Raw genomic sequence first — 18,295 nt, forward strand, 5'->3', positions numbered from 1 at the left:
ACCGGCTCGGCCCCGCGCCGAGGGGCAGGTGAACGCGAAAGCAGCTCCCCTCGCCCGGGCGCGACGTCACGTCGAGGCGGCCGCCCATCCGGTCGACGAGCCGCTTGGTGATGGCGAGACCGAGCCCGGTGCCCTCGTGCCGTCGGCTGGCGCTGCCGTCGCCCTGCTCGAATTCCTGAAACAGCACCGGCAGCCGCTCCTCGGGGATGCCCGGACCGGTATCGTGCACGGCGAGGACCAACCCGTCCGCATCCCAGGCCGCCGTGACGCCGACGCCGCCGGACTCCGTAAACTTCACCGCGTTGCCGGCGAGGTTGATCAGGATCTGGCGCACGCGGTCGGCGTCGCCGACCACGGCGGCCGGCAGCGCCTCGATGTCGGCGGCGATCTCCAGGCCCTTGTCCTGGGCGCGTGGGGCGAGCAGCTCGACCACGCTCTCGACCAGGGCCGCCGGATCGAACGGCTCGGCCGCGAGGTCGAGCCGCCCGGCCTCGATCTTCGAGAAGTCGAGGATGCCGTCGATGAGCGACAGGAGCGCCTCGCCGGAGGTCTTCACCGCCTCGGCGTAGGTGCGCTGCTCGGGGCTCAGGGGCGTGTCGAGCATCAGGTCGGCCATGCCCATGATGCCGTTGAGCGGCGTACGGAACTCGTGGCTGACGCTGGCAAGGAAGCGCGACTTCGCCACGCTCGCGGCCTCGGCCCGCAGGCGGGCCTCCTCGAGGGAGCGTGCGGATTCGACCCGCTCGGTGACGTCGCGGCCCGCCCGCAGCACCTCGGCCCGCCCGTCGCGCCCGACCGTGACGGTCTCGACGAAGGCGAACCAGCGCAGCGGCCCACCGCCCACCGGCATGATCGCGACGTCGGCGAGGCGGGCGCCGTCGGCGCGCTCGCGCATCGCCCCGGTCTCGACGACGTCGGCCTCCCGGGTGGTGCCGAGCAGCGCCTCGGGCGTGGTACCGAGCAGGGCGGCGAAGCCGGGATTGGCGAAGGTGATGCGACCGTCGCCGTCGCGCTGCACCACGAGGTCGATCTGGCCCTCGACCAGGCTGCGGTAGCGCTCCTCGCTCTCGGAGGTGCGCCAGACGAGGTCGTGCAGGCGCTCGACCTCGCCCTCGCGCCGGCTCAGGGTCCGGCAATGGCCGCTCCAGCGCCAAGCCAGCCCGGCGAGCGCCGCCAGGGATCCGATCGCCACGCCGAGCCACACCATCCCGCATCCTCCAGCATCCGGACCAGGTTTGCCGGACGAAGCTGAAAGATGAGTGGGGAAAGTCACTTAGCCGACGGTTCGCCCGGTCCGCAGGATTCGACGGGTGGGCATAACGATCCGCTAACCGCAACCCGTCACGCCGCGGCCGGGCGCCGGTCGCTCCGGCTGCGATAGGACAGGGCTTCGGCGAGGTGCAGCCGGCGCACCTGCGCCTCGCCGTCGAGGTCGGCGAGCGTGCGGGCGACGCGCAGGACCCGGTGGAAGCCGCGGGCGGAGAGCCGCATCGCGTCGGCCGCGTCGCGGATCAGGGCCATGCCGTCGGCGTCCGGCCGGGCCGCCTCCTCGATCAGCGTCGCCGGGCAGGAGGCGTTGGTGGTGCCGGGGGGCTGGCCGGCCTCGGCGTAGCGCCGCTCCTGGCGGCTGCGCGCCGCGGCGACACGGGCGGCCGCCTCCGCCGAGCCCTCGTCCGGCGGCGGCAGGATCAGGTCGGCGGCGGTGACCGCCGGCACCTCGATCTGGAGGTCGATGCGGTCGAGGAGCGGGCCGGAGAGCCGGGCCTGGTACTGGGCGACGCAGCGATCGTTGGGCCCGCGCCGGCAGGCGAAGCCCGGCTCCGTCGCCTGGCCGCAGCGGCACGGGTTCATCGCCGCCACCAGCTGGAACCGGGCCGGGTAGGTCACCCGGTGGTTGGCGCGGGCGATCATCACGGTGCCGGTCTCGAGCGGCTGGCGCAGGGAATCGAGCACCTGCCCGTTGAACTCAGGGAGTTCGTCGAGGAACAGCACGCCGCCATGGGCGAGCGAGACCTCCCCGGGCCGGGCGCCGATGCCGCCGCCGACGAGCGCCGCCATCGAGGCGGAGTGGTGCGGGGCCCGGAACGGCCGGCGGTTCGACAGCGCGCCGTCCTTCAGCGTGCCGGCGACCGACTGGATCATCGAGACCTCGAGCAGTTCGCGCGGGCCGAGGGGCGGCAGGATCGAGGGCAGCCGGGCGGCGAGCATCGACTTGCCGGCGCCCGGCGGGCCGTTCATCAGGAGGTTGTGCGCGCCGGCCGCCGCGATCTCGAGCGCCCGCTTGGCGCCCTCCTGGCCCTTGATCTCGCGAAGGTCCGCCAGCGCGCCGGCGGGCGCCGCCACCGCCGGCACGGGGCGGGCCATCACCTGGCTGCCCTTGAAATGGTTGGCGAGCTGGATCAGCGAGCGCGGCGCCAGCACGTCCATGTCGCCGGCGGCCCAGGCAGCCTCCGGGCCGCTCGCCGCCGGGCAGATCAGGCCCAGGCCCCGGGCGTTGGCGGCCATCGCCGCCGGCAGCACGCCCGCGACCGCCGTGAGGCTGCCGTCGAGGGCGAGCTCGCCGAGCACGCAGTAGCCCGACAGAGCGTCCGCCGGCAGCGCCCCGATGGCGCACATCATGCCGAGCGCGATCGGCAGGTCGTAATGCGAGCCTTCCTTCGGCAGGTCGGCCGGGGCGAGGTTGACGGTGATGCGCTTGGCCGGCAGCGCCAGGCCGGAGGCGATGAGCGCCGAGCGCACCCGCTCGCGCGATTCGGCGACCGCCTTGTCGGGCAGGCCGACCACCGTGAAGGCGACGGCCCCGGGCGTGATCTGCACCTGCACGTCGACGGCGCGCGCCTCGATTCCCTCGAAGGCGACGGTGGCGACGCGGGTGACCATGCGGGGGGAGGCCTTCGGGCTGGCTGCCTGCCGCAACGTTAGTTCGCGGGGCGCACCGGCACAACCCGCATCCGCAAAAGACCTTTGCGCATACGAAAAAGCCCGGCGTGGAGCCGGGCCATTTCCTCTCGTCCCGCGGACCTCGAACGCCGTGGCGGCGCGGATCCTGGCGGGCTGGCGCTAGCGCGCAGGCGTCAAGCCTGGGCGGCCTGCAGGCCCTTCACGCGAGCGGCGAGGCGCGAGACCTTCCGCGAGGCGGTGTTCTTGTGCACGATCCCCTTCTGGGAGGCGCGCATGATCTCCGGCTCGGCGCTGCGCAGGGCGGTCAGCGCGGTGCCGTGATCGCCGGACTCGATCGCCTCCTCGACCTTGCGGATGAAGGTGCGCATGCGGCTGCGGCGCGAGCGGTTGACTGCCGTACGCTTGGCAATCTTGCGGGTCATCTTCTTGGCCGACACGGTGTTGGCCATCGGCGTTCCTCATTCAAAAAAGCGAGGCCCGAGCGACCCCGGCGGGATCGTGGCGTCGCGTGTCAGGGCATGGAAGCACGGGCAACCCGCCGGGCGAAAGCCCGCAGGTCCGCGAGCCGCGGTCTATAGACGCGACCGGCCGGAACGTCAACGCCGGAACGCATGCCCGGCTCGGAACGGTATGCCCCGCCAATGGTTGAGGTTCTCAGACAGCCACGGGAGATCCCCATGATCCGTTCCGCTTCCCTCCTCGCCGCCGGCCTCCTCGCGCTGGGCGCGGTCGCGGTGCCGCACCAGGCCGAGGCCAAGGGCTGCATCAAGGGCGCCATCGTCGGCGGCCTCGCCGGCAAGGCGGTGGGCCACGGCAAGGCGGGCGCCGCCGCCGGCTGCGCGGTGGGCCACCACAACGCCAACAAGAAGGCGAGCCAGGCCCAAGGGCAGTAGTGCGCGAGGGCGGTCGCTCGCAAGGCGGTAGGCCGAGCGCCTCGCCGGGCCTATATGGGGGCGGCTCCGACGGGGCCGCCCCTTCCTGTTTCGCGGGAGCCCGCATGACGTCCCCCGACGGTGCCCTGGTGTTGTTCTCCGGCGGGCAGGATTCCGCCACCTGCCTCGCCTGGGCCCTCGACCGCTTCGCCCATGTCGAGACCCTCGGCTTCGATTACGGCCAGCGCCACCGGATCGAGCTCGATTGCCGCGACACCCTGCGGGCCGCGCTGACCCGGATCGTGCCGGCCTTCGCCGGGCGCCTCGGGGAGGACCACACGCTGGACCTCGGGGCGCTCGGCGCGGTCTCCGAGACCGCGCTCACGCGGGAGACCGCCATCGCCATGGAGGCGAACGGTCTTCCCAACACCTTCGTGCCCGGCCGCAACCTCGTCTTCCTCACCTTCGCGGCCGCCCTCGCCTACCGGCGGGGCCTGCGCCACATCGTCGGCGGCATGTGCGAGACGGATTTCTCCGGCTATCCCGATTGCCGCGACGACACCATCAAGGCGCTGCAGGTCGCGCTCAACCTCGGCATGGAGCGCCGCTTCGTGCTGCACACGCCCCTGATGTGGATCGACAAGGCCGAGACCTGGCGGCTCGCCCGCGACCTCGGCGGCGAGGCGCTGGTCGACCTGATCGTGCGCGAGAGCCATACCTGCTACCTCGGCGAGCGCGGCGCGCTGCATCCCTGGGGCCATGGCTGCGGCACCTGCCCGGCCTGTTCGCTGCGGGCCGCCGGCTATGCGCGCTTCCGCGCCGAGGATGCGTGAACCGCGCTTGCGGGACGACCTGCCGTTGCGCAGAGTGCGCCGCAAATACGGGAGGAGAGAACCATGACCGCCTGCATCGTCGGCTGGAGCCACACGCCCTTCGGCAAGCACGACGCCGAGACCGTCGAGAGCCTGATCGTCCGCGTCGCCAACGAGGCGCTGGCCCATGCCGGGATCGGCCCGCAGGACGTCGACGAGATCGTGCTCGGCCACTACAACGCCGGCTTCACGCCCCAGGACTTCACCGCCTCGCTGGTGCTCCAGGCCGATGACGGGTTCCGGTTCAAGCCGGCGACCCGGGTCGAGAATGCCTGCGCCACCGGCTCGGCCGCGGTGCACCAGGGCATCAAGACCATCGAGGCCAAGCGTGCCCGGGTGGTGCTGGTGGTCGGCGTCGAGCAGATGACCCGTACCCCGGGCCCCGAGATCGGCCGTACCCTGCTGAAGGCCTCCTACCTGCCGGAGGACGGCGACAACCCGGCGGGCTTCGCCGGCGTGTTCGGCAACATCGCGGGCGCCTATTTCCAGCGACACGGCGACCAGTCCGACGCGCTGGCGATGATCGCCGCCAAGAACCACCATAACGGCGTGCAAAACCCCTACGCGCAGATGCGCAAGGACCTCGGCTTCGAGTTCTGCCGCACCGAATCGGACAAGAACCCCTTCGTCGCCGGCCCGCTCAAGCGCACCGACTGCTCGCTGGTCTCGGACGGCGCCGCCGCGGTGGTGCTCGCCGACACCGAAACGGCGCTCCGCATGCGCCGCGCCGTCGCCTTCCGGGCGACCGCCCACGCGCAGGACTTCCTGCCGATGTCGAAGCGCGACGTGCTGAAGTTCGAGGGCGCCGCCACCGCCTGGGCGCGCGCCTTGGGCCAGGCCGGCATCACCCTCGACGACCTGTCGCTCGTCGAGACGCACGATTGCTTCACGGTCGCGGAGCTGATCGAGTACGAGGCGATGGGCCTGACCCGGGAGGGCCGCGGCGCCGACGCGATCCGCGAGGGCTGGACCACCAAGGAGGGCAAGCTGCCGGTGAACCCCTCCGGCGGGCTCAAGGCCAAGGGCCACCCGATCGGGGCCACCGGCGTGTCGATGCACGCCCTCTCGGCGATGCAGCTCTGCGGCGATGCCGGCGGCATGCAGATCCCGGACGCGACGCTCGCCGGCGTGTTCAACATGGGCGGCGTCGCCGTAGCGAACTACGTCAGCGTGCTCGAGCGCATCAAGTAACCCTCGAGGGAAGCGGGGCCGTGACGGCGTAACGATGACGGCGTTCCTGGTCCTGCTGCTCGCCTACACGATCAGCCAGTTCGACCGCGGCTTCCTGGCGATGGTCGCGCCCGATCTCGGGCCCGACCTCGGCCTGGTGCCCTCCGACCTCGCGCTCCTCTCGGCGGGCTGGTTCCTGGCCTTCGCGGCCGGCCAGGTGCCGACCGGGCTCCTCCTCGACCGGATCGGCCCGCGGCGCACCGTGGCGGGGTTCATGGTGCTGGCGGCCCTCGGGGCGGCGGTCCTCGGTCTCGCGCGCGATTTCTCCGGCGCGGCCGCCGCGATGGCGCTGATCGGGCTCGGCTGCGCGCCGGCCCTGATGGGCGGGCTCTACCTGTTCGGGCGGGTTTACCCGCCCGAGCGCTTCGCCATGCTGTCCTCCTTGCTGATCGGCCTCGGCACCTCGGGCGACCTCCTCGGCTCGACGCCGCTGGCGCTCGCGAGCCACGCCCTCGGCTGGCGGACGATCCTGTTCGGGCTCGCCCTCGTCACCCTGGCGACGGCCGGGCTGGTCCTGTGGCTGATCGAGGATCCGCCCCGGCTCGCCGATACGCCCGAGAACCCGGTCGGGAACTCGGTCTGGCAGGGCTTCGCCGAGGTCGCGCGGATGCGGGCCCTGTGGTCGATCTTCCCGGTCGTGTTCGTCAGCTACGCCGTGGTCATCGCCACCCGCTCGCTCTGGGTCGGCTCCTACCTCGGGAGCGTCCACGGCCTCGACGCGCTCCAGCGCGGCAACGGCACGCTCGCGATGAGCGCCGCCATGGCGGCCGGCGCCATCGGGTACGGTCCGCTCGAGCGCCTGATCCGCGACCCGAAGCGAACGGCGTTGGCCGGCTGCCTCGTCACCGGCCTGGCGCTCGCGGGCCTCGGGCTGTTCGGCGCGGGCTCGACCGCGCTCGCGGTCGCGGCCCTGGCGCTGATCGGCGCGGCGGGCCTGAGCTACGGCATCCTGATGGCGCATGCCCGGCGGTTCTTCCCCGCCCACCTGCTCGGGCGCGGCGTCGCCTTCATGAACATCGTCTTCATGGGAGGCGCCGCGGCCGTGCAGGGGCTCTCGGCGCTGTTCGCGCTGGAGGCCGGCGGGCTCAGCCCGGACGCGCTCTACGGCCGGCTGTTCCTGGCCTACGGGCTGTCGCTGCTGGCGGCGACGGCGGTGTACGCGTTCGCGCCGCGGGAGCCGGTGGCGGGGGCCCCCGTCGATCCGCGCCGGAACGAGACGGGCGCTACCCCGCCTCCCCGGGCGTCCGCGCCCGCAGGGCCAGGGCGTGCAGGCCGCGCTTGAAGGCATCGTCGAGGAGCGCGTTCACCATGCGGTGGCGCTCGACCCGGCTCTTTCCCTCGAAGGCGGCCGACACCACATCCAGCCGGAAGTGAGTTTCCCCGCCCTCCCGCCAGCCGGAATGGCCGGCATGCTGGTGTGATTCGTCGACGACGCTGAGCGCCGTCGGCGCCAGGCGCTCCTCGAGCGTCGTCCTGATCCAGTCACCCAGGCTCATCGCGCACCCGTCCTTAACCTGCTTCGGCGTGACTGGCCGGAGCGGGCACCGCCCGTCAAGACGTCCGGTTCCGCCTGCGGCATCAGGCCCGGAGCCCTTGTGCCCGTCCTCCCGCCCCTCATAATCGCCCCATCATGGATCTGAACTCGCCCCTGTTCGACCGCATCCGCATCCGGCCCTCCTGCGACGAGCCGAAGAAGGCCGAGGGGCCCGCCTGCGATCGGCCGGGCTGCACCCAGCCCGGGCTGCACAAGGCGCCCAAGGGGCGCAAGCAGGAGGGCCAGTACTGGCGCTTCTGCATGCAGCACGTGCGCGAGTACAACGCCTCCTACAACTACTTCGACGGGATGAACGACGCCGCCGTCCAGGCCTACCAGAAGGACGCGGTGATCGGGCACCGGCCGACCTGGGCGATGGGCGTCAACCCGGGGGCGAAGGCGGGCGCGAAGCCCGAGGCGCCGCAGCGCGACTGGGACTACGTCGACCCCCTCGGCATCCTGCGCGGCGAGGGCGCCGGCCCGGCCTCGCGCCGCGCCCGGGCCGAGCCGCCGCCGCCGCGCTACTCGGCGCCGATCCGCAAGGCCCTCGACGTGCTCGGCCTCGACGAGACCGCCGATTCGGCCGCGATCAAGGCGCAGTACAAGGTGCTGGTGAAGCGCTTCCACCCCGACGCCAACGGCGGCGACCGGTCGTTCGAGGACCGTCTGCGCGACATCATCAAGGCGCACGACACCCTGCGCGCCGCCGGCCTGTGCTGAGCGGCGCGCGACGGGGCGACGGCCCCGCCGGAGGGGCACGGTTCTCGCATCCCTGATCCGCCGCGAGGGGGGCTCGAAACCGGGCGCCTTGCCCATATATCGGGGTCAGGCACGTTTGCGCCGGCTCCCCCCGCAGCTTAAGGACAAGCGGCGCCCGCCGGTCTCTCCCGCGCCGTCGCGACATTCGCAGGCCGCCCATGGCGGGCCGGCCTGCCCCGACGAGGCTCCGTATGCTTGCTGAAGACACGCCACCCGCTCTCCCGGACACGACCGTCTCGGTGCGCAAGGTGTTCGGGATCGATTCGAACCTCGAGGTGCCGGCCTTCTCGTCCACCGACGAGCACGTGCCGGATCTCGATCCGGATTACCTGTTCGACCGCGAGACCACGCTGGCGATCCTGGCGGGCTTCGCCCGCAACCGCCGGGTGATGATCACCGGGTATCACGGCACCGGCAAGTCGACCCACGTCGAGCAGGTCGCCGCCCGGCTGAACTGGCCCTGCATCCGCATCAACCTCGACAGCCACGTCTCGCGCATCGACCTCGTCGGCAAGGACGCGATCGTGCTGAAGGACGGCAAGCAGGTCACCGCCTTCCAGGACGGCATCCTGCCCTGGGCGCTGCAGAACAACGTCGCGCTCGTCTTCGACGAGTACGATGCCGGCCGGCCGGACGTGATGTTCGTGATCCAGCGCGTGCTGGAGGTGTCGGGCCGCCTGACGCTGCTCGACCAGAAGCGGGTGATCCGCCCCCATCCCGGCTTCCGGCTGTTCGCCACCGCCAACACGGTCGGCCTCGGCGACACCTCGGGCCTCTATCACGGCACGCAGCAGATCAACCAGGGCCAGATGGACCGCTGGTCGATCGTCACCACGCTCAACTACCTGCCGCACGACCGCGAGGTCGACATCGTCCTGTCGAAGGCGCAGCACTATCGCGGCGAGGGCGGGCGCGACATCGTCAACAAGATGGTGCGCGTCGCCGACCTCACCCGCAACGCCTTCATCAACGGCGACCTCTCGACCGTGATGAGCCCGCGCACGGTGATCACCTGGGCCGAGAACGCCGACATCTTCAACGACATCGGCTTCGCCTTCCGGGTCACCTTCCTCAACAAGTGCGACGAGCTGGAGCGCGCGCTGGTGGCCGAGTTCTACCAGCGCTCCTTCGGCAAGGAGCTGCCCGAGAGCGCGGTCAACGTCGCGCTGAGCTAGTCCTTCCAGGAGATCGTCCGATGGCGGACCCGGTCTTGAGCGAACCCCGTCCCGACGAGGCACGGCCGTCGCGCGACCGGGTCCGCTACGAGGACGACACCCACGCCTGGGCGCTGGAACAGGCGCGGCTGCTCCGCTCGGGCCGTCTCGACGCGGTCGATGCGGAGCACGTCGCGGAGGAGCTGGAGAGCTTGGGTAGAAGCGAGTTCGCCAAGCTGCGCAGTTCCTTGCGCGTGCTCGTGATGCACATGCTGAAATGGGACCAGCAGCCCGAGCACCGGACGGCGAGCTGGATCTTCTCGATCCGCGAGCAGCGGCGGCGCTACGAGCAGGTCCTGCGTGAGAACCCCAGCCTCACGCCTCGCCGAGCGGCCGCTCTCGCGGAAGCCTACGAGGAGGCCCGGCTCTGGGCCGCCAACGAGACGCATCTGGAGCCGGACGAGTTTCCGGATTCCTGCCCCTACACTTGGGACGATATCGTCGATCGCCCCTTCGACTTCGACTCGCTGAAGAAGTAGCCTCGCCATGTCCATCTCCAACCGCAAGCCCGGCGAGAAGCGCGAGTCCGTCGCCGAGCCGCTGAAGCGCTCGGTGGCCGGGACGCTGCGGGCCATCGCCCGCAAGGCCGAGATCGAGGTCACCTTCGCGACCGACCGGCCGGCGCTGACCGGCGACAAGGCCCGCCTGCCCGAGCCGCCGCGCAAGCTCAGCCCCGGCGACGTCGCGATCCTGCGCGGCCACGCCGATTCGATGGCGCTCCGCCTCGCCTGCCACGACAACGCCGTCCACCGGCGCCTGGCGCCCGAGAACGCCGCCGCCCGCGCGGTCTACGACGCGGTCGAGCAGGCCCGGGTCGAGGCGATCGGCTCGCGGCGGATGGCGGGTGTGGCCGGCAACCTCACGGCGATGCTGGAGGACCGCTACCACCGCGGCGGCAAGTACGAGGAGATCACCGACCGCGCCGACGCGCCTTTGGAAGACGCGGTCGCCCTGATGGTGCGCGAGCGCCTGACCGGCCAGGCCCCGCCGCAGGCCGCGCAACGCATCGTGGGCTTGTGGCGCGAGTTCATCGAGGACCGGGCCGGGCGCAACCTCGACGGTCTGACGGGCAGCATCGAGGACCAGCGCGCCTTCGCCCGCTCGGTGCGCGACCTGCTCTCCTCGCTCGACATGGCGGACGAGGCTCCCCTCGACCCCGACGACGAGGAGAACGACGACGAGAACGAGGCCGAGTCGGACGAGCAGCAGGCCGGCGAGGGCGAGGCCGAGCAGCAGAGCCAGGGCGACCGGGCCGAGATGGAGGTCTCGGACGAGGCTTCCGACGAGATCGAGGATGGCGCCACCGAGGCCGCCGACGCGCCCTCGGGCGAGCTGCCGGAGGATGCCGAGGACGCCGATTCGGAGGAGGCCTCCGAGTCCTGGCGCCCGCCGGGCCCGCGGGCGAACGAGCCCCGGGGCCCGGACTACAAGGTCTTCTCGCAGAAATACGACGAGGTCATCCACGCCGAGGACCTGTGCGACGCCGACGAGCTGGCGCGCCTGCGCTCCTACCTCGACAAGCAGCTCGCCCACCTGCAGGGCGTGGTCGGGCGCCTCGCCAACCGCCTGCAGCGGCGCCTGCTGGCGCAGCAGAACCGCGCCTGGGAGTTCGACCTCGAGGAAGGCCAGCTCGATCCGGCCCGCCTCGTGCGCGTCGTGATCGACCCCTACCAGCCGCTCTCGTTCAAGCACGAGAAGGACACCAACTTCCGCGATACGGTCGTCACCCTGCTCCTCGACAATTCGGGCTCGATGCGCGGCCGGCCGATCACCGTCGCGGCGACCTGCGCCGACATCCTCGCCCGCACGCTGGAGCGCTGCGGCGTCAAGGTCGAGATCCTGGGCTTCACGACGCGGGCCTGGAAGGGCGGGCAGTCGCGCGAGGCGTGGCTGCAATCGGGCAAGCCGCCGACCCCGGGCCGGCTCAACGACCTGCGCCACATCGTCTACAAGTCGGCCGACGCGCCGTGGCGCCGGGCGCGCAAGAATCTCGGCCTGATGATGCGCGAGGGCCTGCTCAAGGAGAACATCGACGGCGAGGCCCTGGACTGGGCCCACAAGCGCCTGCTCGGCCGGCCCGAGCAGCGCCGGATCCTGATGGTGATCTCCGACGGCGCGCCGGTCGACGACTCGACCCTCTCGGTCAATCCGGGCAACTACCTCGAGCGCCACCTGCGCTACGTCATCGACGAGATCGAGACCCGCTCGCCCGTCGAGCTGCTCGCCATCGGCATCGGCCACGACGTGACCCGCTACTACCGCCGCGCGGTCACCATCATCGACGCCGAGGAACTCGGCGGCGTGATGACCGAGAAGCTCGCCGAGTTGTTCGACGAGGACGGCGGCCCGGTGCCGGTGCGCCGCATGGCGGCGGGCGGGCGGCGCTGACGATTAGTGGCAATCCCATTCGCGACCTCATCCTGACGTGTCAGTCGATTGAAAATCGACTGGGAGGGCTCCAGAGGTCCCGGCGAGCGCTGGAGCCCTCCTTCGAGGCTCCCTCCGGTCGCACCTCAGGATGAGGTCCCAGATGGGATGAACGATTTCGTCGGCATGCCACGTGTCCAATACAAAAAGCCCCCGGGCGCCGCTGGCGCATCCGGGGGCTTTTTTCGCAACAGTCCGTAACGAAGGAGGCGCCGGGCGCCTCCGCCGACGACTCAGGCCGCCTCGGCGAGCTTCTTCTCGATCTCGCGCTTCAGCAGGCGGGCGTTCTGCGACAGGTCGGTCTCGCCGGCCTTGATCAGGAACGCGTCGAGACCGCCGCGGTGCTCGACCGAGCGCAGGGCGTTCGCCGAGACGCGCAGGCGCACCGAGCGGCCGAGCGTGTCGGAGAGCAGCGTGACGTTGCACAGGTTCGGCAGGAACCGGCGCTTGGTCTTGTGGTTCGAGTGGCTCACGAGGTGGCCGGTGAGCACCCCCTTACCGGTGAGCTCGCAGCGACGCGACATGGTCTGTATCCTCAACTGGTCTTCGTTCGGCGAGGGACCACGCAACGCGAGAGCCGGGCGTGCTGCGCACCCCGGCATGGACCGGACCCCGCGAAGTCCCTGGAAAGCACGCGCCTATAGAGTCGGAAGGCGGGTCTCGTCAAGGTGCGGGTACCGGCGCGGGCCGGACGGCGCCGGCCTCGGTCCCCGGGTCCGAGACGATCCGTTAACCCTGATCGCGTCACGATAGGGCCGGATTTTCCCCGCTTCATCGGCGACGGTGATCGAGATCGGTTCCACGATGCGTTCCAAGGCTCTCCTCTCGCTCGCCTTCGCGGCGGGGCTCGCCCTCCCGGCCGGCGAGGCGGCGCAGGCCGCGCGGGGCCGCGCCCCGAAGGCCGGCGAGACCGCCGTCACGGTGGATTACGGCATCATGCTCGCGGGCGTTCCGATCGGGACCGCGCAGGTGTCCGGCGCGATCGAGGGCCAGCGCTACACGATGGATGTCAGCGCCCGCCTCACCGGGCTCGTCGGGGCGATCACCGGCGGCTACGGCTCGGGACGGGCGAGCGGGACGGTCGCGGCCAGGCCGGTGCCGGCCGCCTTCGCGCTCTCCTCCCACAGCGCCAGCGCCTCGATCACCGTGCGCATGGCGCTCGCCCGCGGCAACGTGGTGGCCTCCGACATCGCCCCGCCGCTGGTGCCGGATCCCGAGCGGGTGACGGTGAGCGAGGTCCACAAGCGCGGCATCATCGATCCGGTCAGCGCCCTGATGATGCCGGCGCAGGGGCGGGGCGACCTCACCGACCCGCAGAACTGCAACCGCACCATCCCGGTGTTCGACGGCGCCAGCCGGTTCAACGTCGTGCTCAGCTACGGCGAGACCCGCAGCATCCAGAAGCCCGGCTATGCCGGCCCGGTCCTGGTCTGCAACGCCCGCTACCAGCCGATCGCCGGCCACCGGCCGGACCGGCCGGGGGTGAAGTTCATGGAGGACAACACCGAGATGTCGGTGTGGCTCGCCCCCGTCGAGGGCGCGCGGGTGCTGCTCCCTCTGCGCATCGCCGTGCGCACCCAGCTCGGCCTCAACATCATCGAGGCGACGCGCTGGTCGCAGAGCGGCGGCCGGGGCGCCCCGGACGCCACCGTCCAGGCCGCCGCGCAGGCGCCGGAGACGCCGACGGACGGGCGCTGAGCCCCGATGCGCGCCCTCGCCCCCCTGCCCCTCCTCCTGGCGCTCGCAACCCTTCCGGCGCTGGCGCAGGGGCCCGTACCGGACTTCGCGCCGGGGCCCGATTGCGGCGGCGACGCCTATTCCTCGGCGACGATCGGCACCAACCCGCCCGGGCCCCTGACCGCGGTGCCGGACACGCTCTGCCCCGACCTGGACCAGGGCCGGGCGCCGAGCACGCGCATCGAGATCATCGCCCCCGGCCTGGGCCCGCAGGGTCCTTATGGCGATCGCTACGCCCCCGCCCCATATGACGGGAGGCCGCTGCTCGGGCCACGGCCGCGGGGCGGCCGCGATCCGGTGCGCTGAAGGGGTCGCGCGACGATCCCGGCGCCGGCCCCGGGACGGCGCGGCGATCCCTGCCGGAGCCTTCAGCCCCGAGGATGTCTGTCCCGCCCGATGACGCGCCGCTCCCTCTCACCGCAGGCCCGCTTGCACGGCGCCACGGCGGTGCTCGGTCCCACCAATACCGGCAAGACCCACCTCGCCATCGAGCGGATGCTCGGCCACCCGACCGGGATGATCGGGCTGCCGCTGCGGCTGCTCGCCCGTGAGGTCTATCACCGCGTGGTCGAGCGGGTCGGACCGGAGCGGGTCGCCCTCGTCACCGGCGAGGAGAAGATCAAGCCGAACCGGCCGAGCTACTGGATCTGCACCGCCGAGGCGATGCCGCGGGACAACCCCGTGGACTTCGTCGGCATCGACGAGATCCAGCTCGGCGCCGACCGCGACCGCGGCCACACCTTCACCGACCGGCTGCTGCACCAGCGCGGCCGCGAGGAGACGCTGCTGATCGGCTCGGCCACGATGGAACCGCTAGTCAAGTCGCTGATCCCGGGCATCCACGTCACCACCCGGCCGCGCCTGTCGCAGCTGAGCTTCGCCGGCAGCCGCAAGCTCTCCCGCCTGCCCCACCGCAGCGCCATCGTGGCGTTCTCGGCGGAGGAGGTCTACGCCATCGCCGAGTTGCTGCGGCGCCAGCGCGGCGGCGCGGCGGTGGTGCTCGGGGCGCTGTCGCCGCGCACCCGCAACGCCCAGGTCGAACTCTACCAGTCCGGCGAGGTCGACTACCTGGTGGCGACCGACGCCGTCGGCATGGGGCTCAACCTCGACGTCGACCACGTCGCCTTCGCGTCGAACCGCAAGTACGACGGCACGCGCTTTCGCGACCTCTCCCCCTCCGAGATGGCGCAGATCGCGGGACGGGCCGGGCGCCACCTGCGCGACGGCACCTTCGGCACCACCGGCCGCTGCCCGCCGATGGAGGCCGAGATGGTCGAGGCGCTGGAGGGCCACACCTTCGAGCCGCTGCGGGTGCTGCAGTGGCGCAACCCGGACCTCGATTTCGGCTCGATCGAAGGCTTGCGCCGCAGCCTCGCCGAGCATCCGAGCGAGCGCGGCCTGACCCGGGCGCCGACCGGCGACGACGAGGCCGCCCTCGACCTCCTGGCCAAGGAGGACGACATCCGCGACTACGCGACCTCGCGCAGCGCGGTCGAGCGGCTCTGGGCGGTGTGTGGCGTGCCGGATTACCGGAAATCCGCGATCCAGACCCATGCCGACCTCATCTCCCAGCTGTTCCGCTTCCTGATGCGGGGCTTGGCCGGGCGGATCCCGGTCGACTGGTTCGCCCAGCACGTCGCGATGGTCGACCGCACCGACGGCGACATCGACGCGCTGTCGCAGCGCATCGCCCACGTGCGCACGTGGACCTACGTCGCGAACCGTCCCGACTGGCTCGCCGACCCGGAGCATTGGCAGGGCGAGACGCGTCGGGTAGAGGACAGGCTGTCCGACGCCCTGCACGAGCGGCTGGCGAGTCGATTCGTCGATCGGCGCACCAGCGTGCTGATGCGGCGCCTGAGAGAGAATACCATGTTGGAAGCTGAGATCACCGCGGGCGGCGACGTGACGGTCGAGGGACAGCACGTCGGCCACCTGCACGGATTCCAGTTCGTGCCGGATCCCGGCGCCGAGGGCCAGGAAGCCAAGACCCTGCGCAGCGCCGCCGAGAAGGCGCTGGCGAGCGAGATCGAGGCGCGGGCCGACCGGTTCGCCGCCGCGGCGGACGCGGCTCTCGTGCTCTCGAACGACGGCACGATCCGCTGGACCGGCAACCCGGTCGCCAAGCTCGTCCCGGGCGAGAAGCTCTACGCGCCGGGCCTGCGCCTGCTCGCCGACGAGCAGCTCGCGGGTCCCGCCCGCGAGAAGGTCGAGACCCGGCTGAACGCCTGGCTCAAGGCCCACATCGTGCGCCTGCTCGGCCCGGCCCTCGAGCTCGAGACCGCCGCCGACCTGACGGGGCTCGCCCGCGGCATCGGCTTCCAGGTCGCGGAGGCCCTCGGCGTGCTCGAGCGCGCCAAGGTGCTCAACGAGATGCGCAGCCTCGACCAGGAGGGCCGCGGGGCGCTGCGCAAGCACGGCGTGCGCTTCGGCGCCTACCACATCACGATGCCGGCGCTCCTGAAGCCCGCGCCCCGCACGCTCGCGGCGCAGCTCTGGGCGCTGCACAACGGCGGCCTCGACCAGCGCGGCCTCGACGAGATCGCGCATCTCGCCGGCTCCGGCCGCACCTCGATGCCGGTCGATCCCGAGATCGCCAAGGGCCTCTACCGCGCGGCGGGCTTCCGGGTCTGCGGCGGCCGGGCGGTGCGCGTCGACATCCTCGAGCGCCTGGCCGACCTGATCCGACCGGCGATCGCCTACGTGCCCGGCACCACCCCGGGCGAGCCGCCCCCGGGCGCGGCCGACAAGGACGGCTTCGTGCCGACCGTCGGCATGACCTCGCTCGTCGGCTGCTCGGGCGAGGACTTCGCCTCGATCCTGAAATCGCTCGGCTACGTCGTCGACCGCCGGCCCGGCCCGGCGATCACCGTGGCGCTCCGCCCGTCCGCCCCGACGGTACCGGTGCAGCCGAAGACGGCGGAGGGCGCCGAGCCCGAGGCTGCGGCGGACGCCGCGACCGCCGAGGAGGCCCAGGCCGACGCGTCGGCCGAAGCGCTTCCGGCAGAGGCCGAGGACGGTGGCGCCGATCCGGCGGGCACGGAAGCGCCGGCCGGGGAACTCCAGGCCGAAGCGGCCGCGACCGGGGAGACTGCGCCCGAGGAAACTGCGACCGGGGAGACCTCGACCGAGGACGCCCCGGCGGCCGAAGCCGAGGCCGTGCCTGAGCCGGTCCAGGCCGAGGCGGCGGCTCCGGCCGAGGCAAGCACCGGGGCGGCTCCCGAGGAGCAGGCGCCCGCAGAGCAGGCTTCCGTGGACGCGGCCGAGGCCGCGCCGGCGGAACCGGTCGCGGAAGCCGGCACGGACGAGGCCGTCGCGGCCGCGTCCGACGAGGCCGCCGAAGCCGCGGACGCGCCGGGCGAGCCCGCCGCGCCGGCGGAGCCGGTCGTCATCGAGGTGTGGCGGATGCACCGCCACCAGCGCAGCCACGCGCCGCGCCACCAGGGCCGCGGCCGGCCCGAGGGACAGGGACAAGGACAGCGCGACGGCCAGCGCGACCGCTTCCGCGGCGTCCCGCGCCCGGAGGGCGGCGAGGGTGCGCCGGCCGAGCAGCGCGCCCACCGCTCCGGCCCGCGCGAGGGCCAGCGCTGGGGCGACCGGCGTCCCGCCGACAATCGTCCCGCCGGCGAGGGGAGGCCCGAGAACCGCGTCGAGGGCCGTGGCGAGAACCGGGGCGGCGAGGGCCGTCGCGACGGGCGTCCCCCGCGCGGGCCGCATCCGGGCGGGCGCGACGGCGGTCGGCCGCCCCAGGACCGGCGCGACGCCCCGCGCAACGGCGGCATGCACGACGCGCGCCCGCCCCGGCGCGAGCGCGCCCCGGACCCGGATTCGCCCTTCGCGAAGCTCCTCGCCCTCAAGGCGCAGATGGAGTCGCGGGACGGCGACAAGCGCTGACCAGCGATGCGCGCGGACCGTCAGCGCCTCGACAAGTGGCTGTGGTTCGCGCGCTTCGCCAAGACGCGCTCGCTCGCCGCGCGCCTGATCGCGGACGGTTTCGTGCGGGTGAACGGCCAGCGCGCCGACGCCCCCTCGAAGGCGCTCGCGGTCGGCGACGTCGTCACGGTCGCCGCCCAGCACGGGACGGCGGCGGTGCGGGTGGTCGATCTCGGCCTGCGCCGGGGGCCCGCCCCCGAGGCCCGGCTGCTCTACGCCGACCTCTCGGCCGACCTCTCGGCTGATCGCCTGGCCGACGAGGCCGGTCCGCGCTGAAGCGTGACGCGAAGGCGACGCCCGCCCGCAACGCGTGCCCGGCGCGCCTCCACGACCACGGGGCGGCTTGCAAGCCCGCCCTGCCGGGTCTAAGGCCCGCCGACATGCCCGGGCGCCGCTGCCGAGCGCTCATCCTGCCTTCGAGGTTTCACCGGCCCATGACCTACGTCGTCACCGACAACTGCATCAAGTGCAAGTACATGGACTGCGTGGAAGTGTGTCCGGTCGACTGCTTCTACGAGGGCGAGAACATGCTCGTCATCCAGCCGGACGAGTGCATCGATTGCGGCGTGTGCGAGCCCGAATGCCCGGCCGAGGCGATCAAGCCCGACACCGAGCCGGGCCTTGAGAGCTGGCTGAAGCTCAACGCCGACATGGCGAAGAGCTGGCCCAACATCACCCAGAAGAAGGCCGCGCCCGCCGACGCCAAGGAGTGGGACGGCAAGCCCGGCAAGCTCGAGGCCCACTTCTCGGCCAACCCGGGTTCGGGCGACTGAGCGACGGGGCGGGATCGCCGAGGTCCCGCCGCGGCCTCCGTCC

At 72.4% G+C, this 18,295-nt stretch carries 18 protein-coding genes (1 of these 18 running past the window's edge); 13 read left to right on the top strand and 5 right to left on the bottom strand.

Annotated features, from left to right (window positions below; genetic code table 11):
* From DK419_RS06755 to rpsT, 3 genes are all read right to left on the bottom strand, one after another.
* Positions 1–1,207: the 5' portion of an ATP-binding protein gene (locus tag DK419_RS06755; RefSeq protein ID WP_109958401.1), read on the bottom strand. It extends 821 nt beyond the left edge of the window; only the first 1,207 of its 2,028 coding nucleotides appear in the window; the start codon lies at positions 1,205–1,207; its stop codon lies beyond the left edge, outside the window.
* Between the two features lie 134 nt (positions 1,208–1,341).
* Positions 1,342–2,880, bottom strand: a complete 1,539-nt coding sequence (locus DK419_RS06760) for a YifB family Mg chelatase-like AAA ATPase (RefSeq protein WP_109958402.1) — start codon at positions 2,878–2,880, stop codon at positions 1,342–1,344.
* Positions 2,881–3,074: 194 nt separating this feature from the next.
* Positions 3,075–3,350 (bottom strand): 30S ribosomal protein S20, encoded by a 276-nt coding sequence (gene rpsT / locus DK419_RS06765; protein ID WP_109958403.1) that lies wholly within the window; start codon positions 3,348–3,350, stop codon positions 3,075–3,077.
* A gap of 228 nt (positions 3,351–3,578) precedes the next feature.
* Between rpsT and DK419_RS06770 the strand changes: the two genes are divergently transcribed.
* From DK419_RS06770 to DK419_RS06785, 4 genes are all read left to right on the top strand, one after another.
* Positions 3,579–3,794, top strand: coding sequence for a hypothetical protein (locus DK419_RS06770; protein ID WP_060848832.1), 216 nt, complete (start codon positions 3,579–3,581; stop codon positions 3,792–3,794).
* Between the two features lie 104 nt (positions 3,795–3,898).
* Positions 3,899–4,606, top strand: a complete 708-nt coding sequence (queC, locus tag DK419_RS06775; RefSeq protein WP_109958404.1) for a 7-cyano-7-deazaguanine synthase QueC — start codon at positions 3,899–3,901, stop codon at positions 4,604–4,606.
* A 63-nt stretch (positions 4,607–4,669) separates the two neighbouring features.
* Positions 4,670–5,836, top strand: coding sequence for an acetyl-CoA acetyltransferase (locus DK419_RS06780; RefSeq protein ID WP_109958405.1), 1,167 nt, complete (start codon positions 4,670–4,672; stop codon positions 5,834–5,836).
* A 34-nt stretch (positions 5,837–5,870) separates the two neighbouring features.
* Positions 5,871–7,157, top strand: a complete 1,287-nt coding sequence (locus tag DK419_RS06785; protein WP_109958406.1) for an MFS transporter — start codon at positions 5,871–5,873, stop codon at positions 7,155–7,157.
* Here DK419_RS06785 and DK419_RS06790 read toward each other — a convergent pair.
* Complete coding sequence (locus DK419_RS06790; protein ID WP_048452134.1) at positions 7,099–7,371, bottom strand: BolA family protein; 273 nt, start codon at positions 7,369–7,371, stop codon at positions 7,099–7,101. The genes DK419_RS06785 and DK419_RS06790 overlap by 59 nt on opposite strands.
* 134 nt (positions 7,372–7,505) lie before the next feature.
* On the opposite strand from DK419_RS06790, the gene DK419_RS06795 reads away from it, so the two are divergent.
* The 4 genes from DK419_RS06795 (at position 7,506) to cobT (ending at position 11,770) form a co-directional block, all read left to right on the top strand.
* On the top strand, positions 7,506–8,129 hold the full coding sequence (locus DK419_RS06795; protein ID WP_109958407.1) for a J domain-containing protein: 624 nt from the start codon (positions 7,506–7,508) through the stop codon (positions 8,127–8,129).
* Between the two features lie 230 nt (positions 8,130–8,359).
* Entirely contained in the window at positions 8,360–9,343 is a 984-nt protein-coding gene (cobS, locus tag DK419_RS06800; RefSeq protein ID WP_109958408.1) for a cobaltochelatase subunit CobS, read from the top strand.
* Between the two features lie 20 nt (positions 9,344–9,363).
* Entirely contained in the window at positions 9,364–9,861 is a 498-nt protein-coding gene (locus DK419_RS06805) for a DUF29 domain-containing protein (protein ID WP_109958409.1), read from the top strand.
* A gap of 7 nt (positions 9,862–9,868) precedes the next feature.
* Positions 9,869–11,770 carry a cobaltochelatase subunit CobT gene (gene cobT / locus DK419_RS06810; protein WP_109958410.1) on the top strand — a complete coding sequence of 634 codons (1,902 nt, stop codon included), beginning with the start codon at positions 9,869–9,871 and terminating at the stop codon, positions 11,768–11,770.
* 272 nt (positions 11,771–12,042) lie between these two features.
* Here the strand turns inward: cobT and rpmB are convergent, their stop codons facing one another.
* Complete coding sequence (gene rpmB / locus DK419_RS06815) at positions 12,043–12,333, bottom strand: 50S ribosomal protein L28 (RefSeq protein ID WP_109958411.1); 291 nt, start codon at positions 12,331–12,333, stop codon at positions 12,043–12,045.
* A gap of 280 nt (positions 12,334–12,613) precedes the next feature.
* On the opposite strand from rpmB, the gene DK419_RS06820 reads away from it, so the two are divergent.
* The 5 genes from DK419_RS06820 (at position 12,614) to fdxA (ending at position 18,252) form a co-directional block, all read left to right on the top strand.
* Positions 12,614–13,507: a DUF3108 domain-containing protein gene (locus DK419_RS06820; RefSeq protein ID WP_109962164.1), complete on the top strand. Its 894-nt coding sequence runs from the start codon at positions 12,614–12,616 to the stop codon at positions 13,505–13,507.
* A 6-nt stretch (positions 13,508–13,513) separates the two neighbouring features.
* Positions 13,514–13,852 (top strand): hypothetical protein, encoded by a 339-nt coding sequence (locus tag DK419_RS06825; protein WP_208642293.1) that lies wholly within the window; start codon positions 13,514–13,516, stop codon positions 13,850–13,852.
* Positions 13,853–13,942: 90 nt separating this feature from the next.
* Complete coding sequence (locus tag DK419_RS06830) at positions 13,943–17,440, top strand: helicase-related protein (RefSeq protein ID WP_109958412.1); 3,498 nt, start codon at positions 13,943–13,945, stop codon at positions 17,438–17,440.
* Between the two features lie 6 nt (positions 17,441–17,446).
* Positions 17,447–17,755 carry an RNA-binding S4 domain-containing protein gene (locus DK419_RS06835; protein ID WP_109958413.1) on the top strand — a complete coding sequence of 103 codons (309 nt, stop codon included), beginning with the start codon at positions 17,447–17,449 and terminating at the stop codon, positions 17,753–17,755.
* Positions 17,756–17,913: 158 nt separating this feature from the next.
* Entirely contained in the window at positions 17,914–18,252 is a 339-nt protein-coding gene (gene fdxA / locus DK419_RS06840; protein WP_093567572.1) for a ferredoxin FdxA, read from the top strand.
* Positions 18,253–18,295 lie beyond the last annotated feature (43 nt).

Source organism: Methylobacterium terrae (assembly GCF_003173755.1).
GTDB lineage: Bacteria > Pseudomonadota > Alphaproteobacteria > Rhizobiales > Beijerinckiaceae > Methylobacterium > Methylobacterium terrae.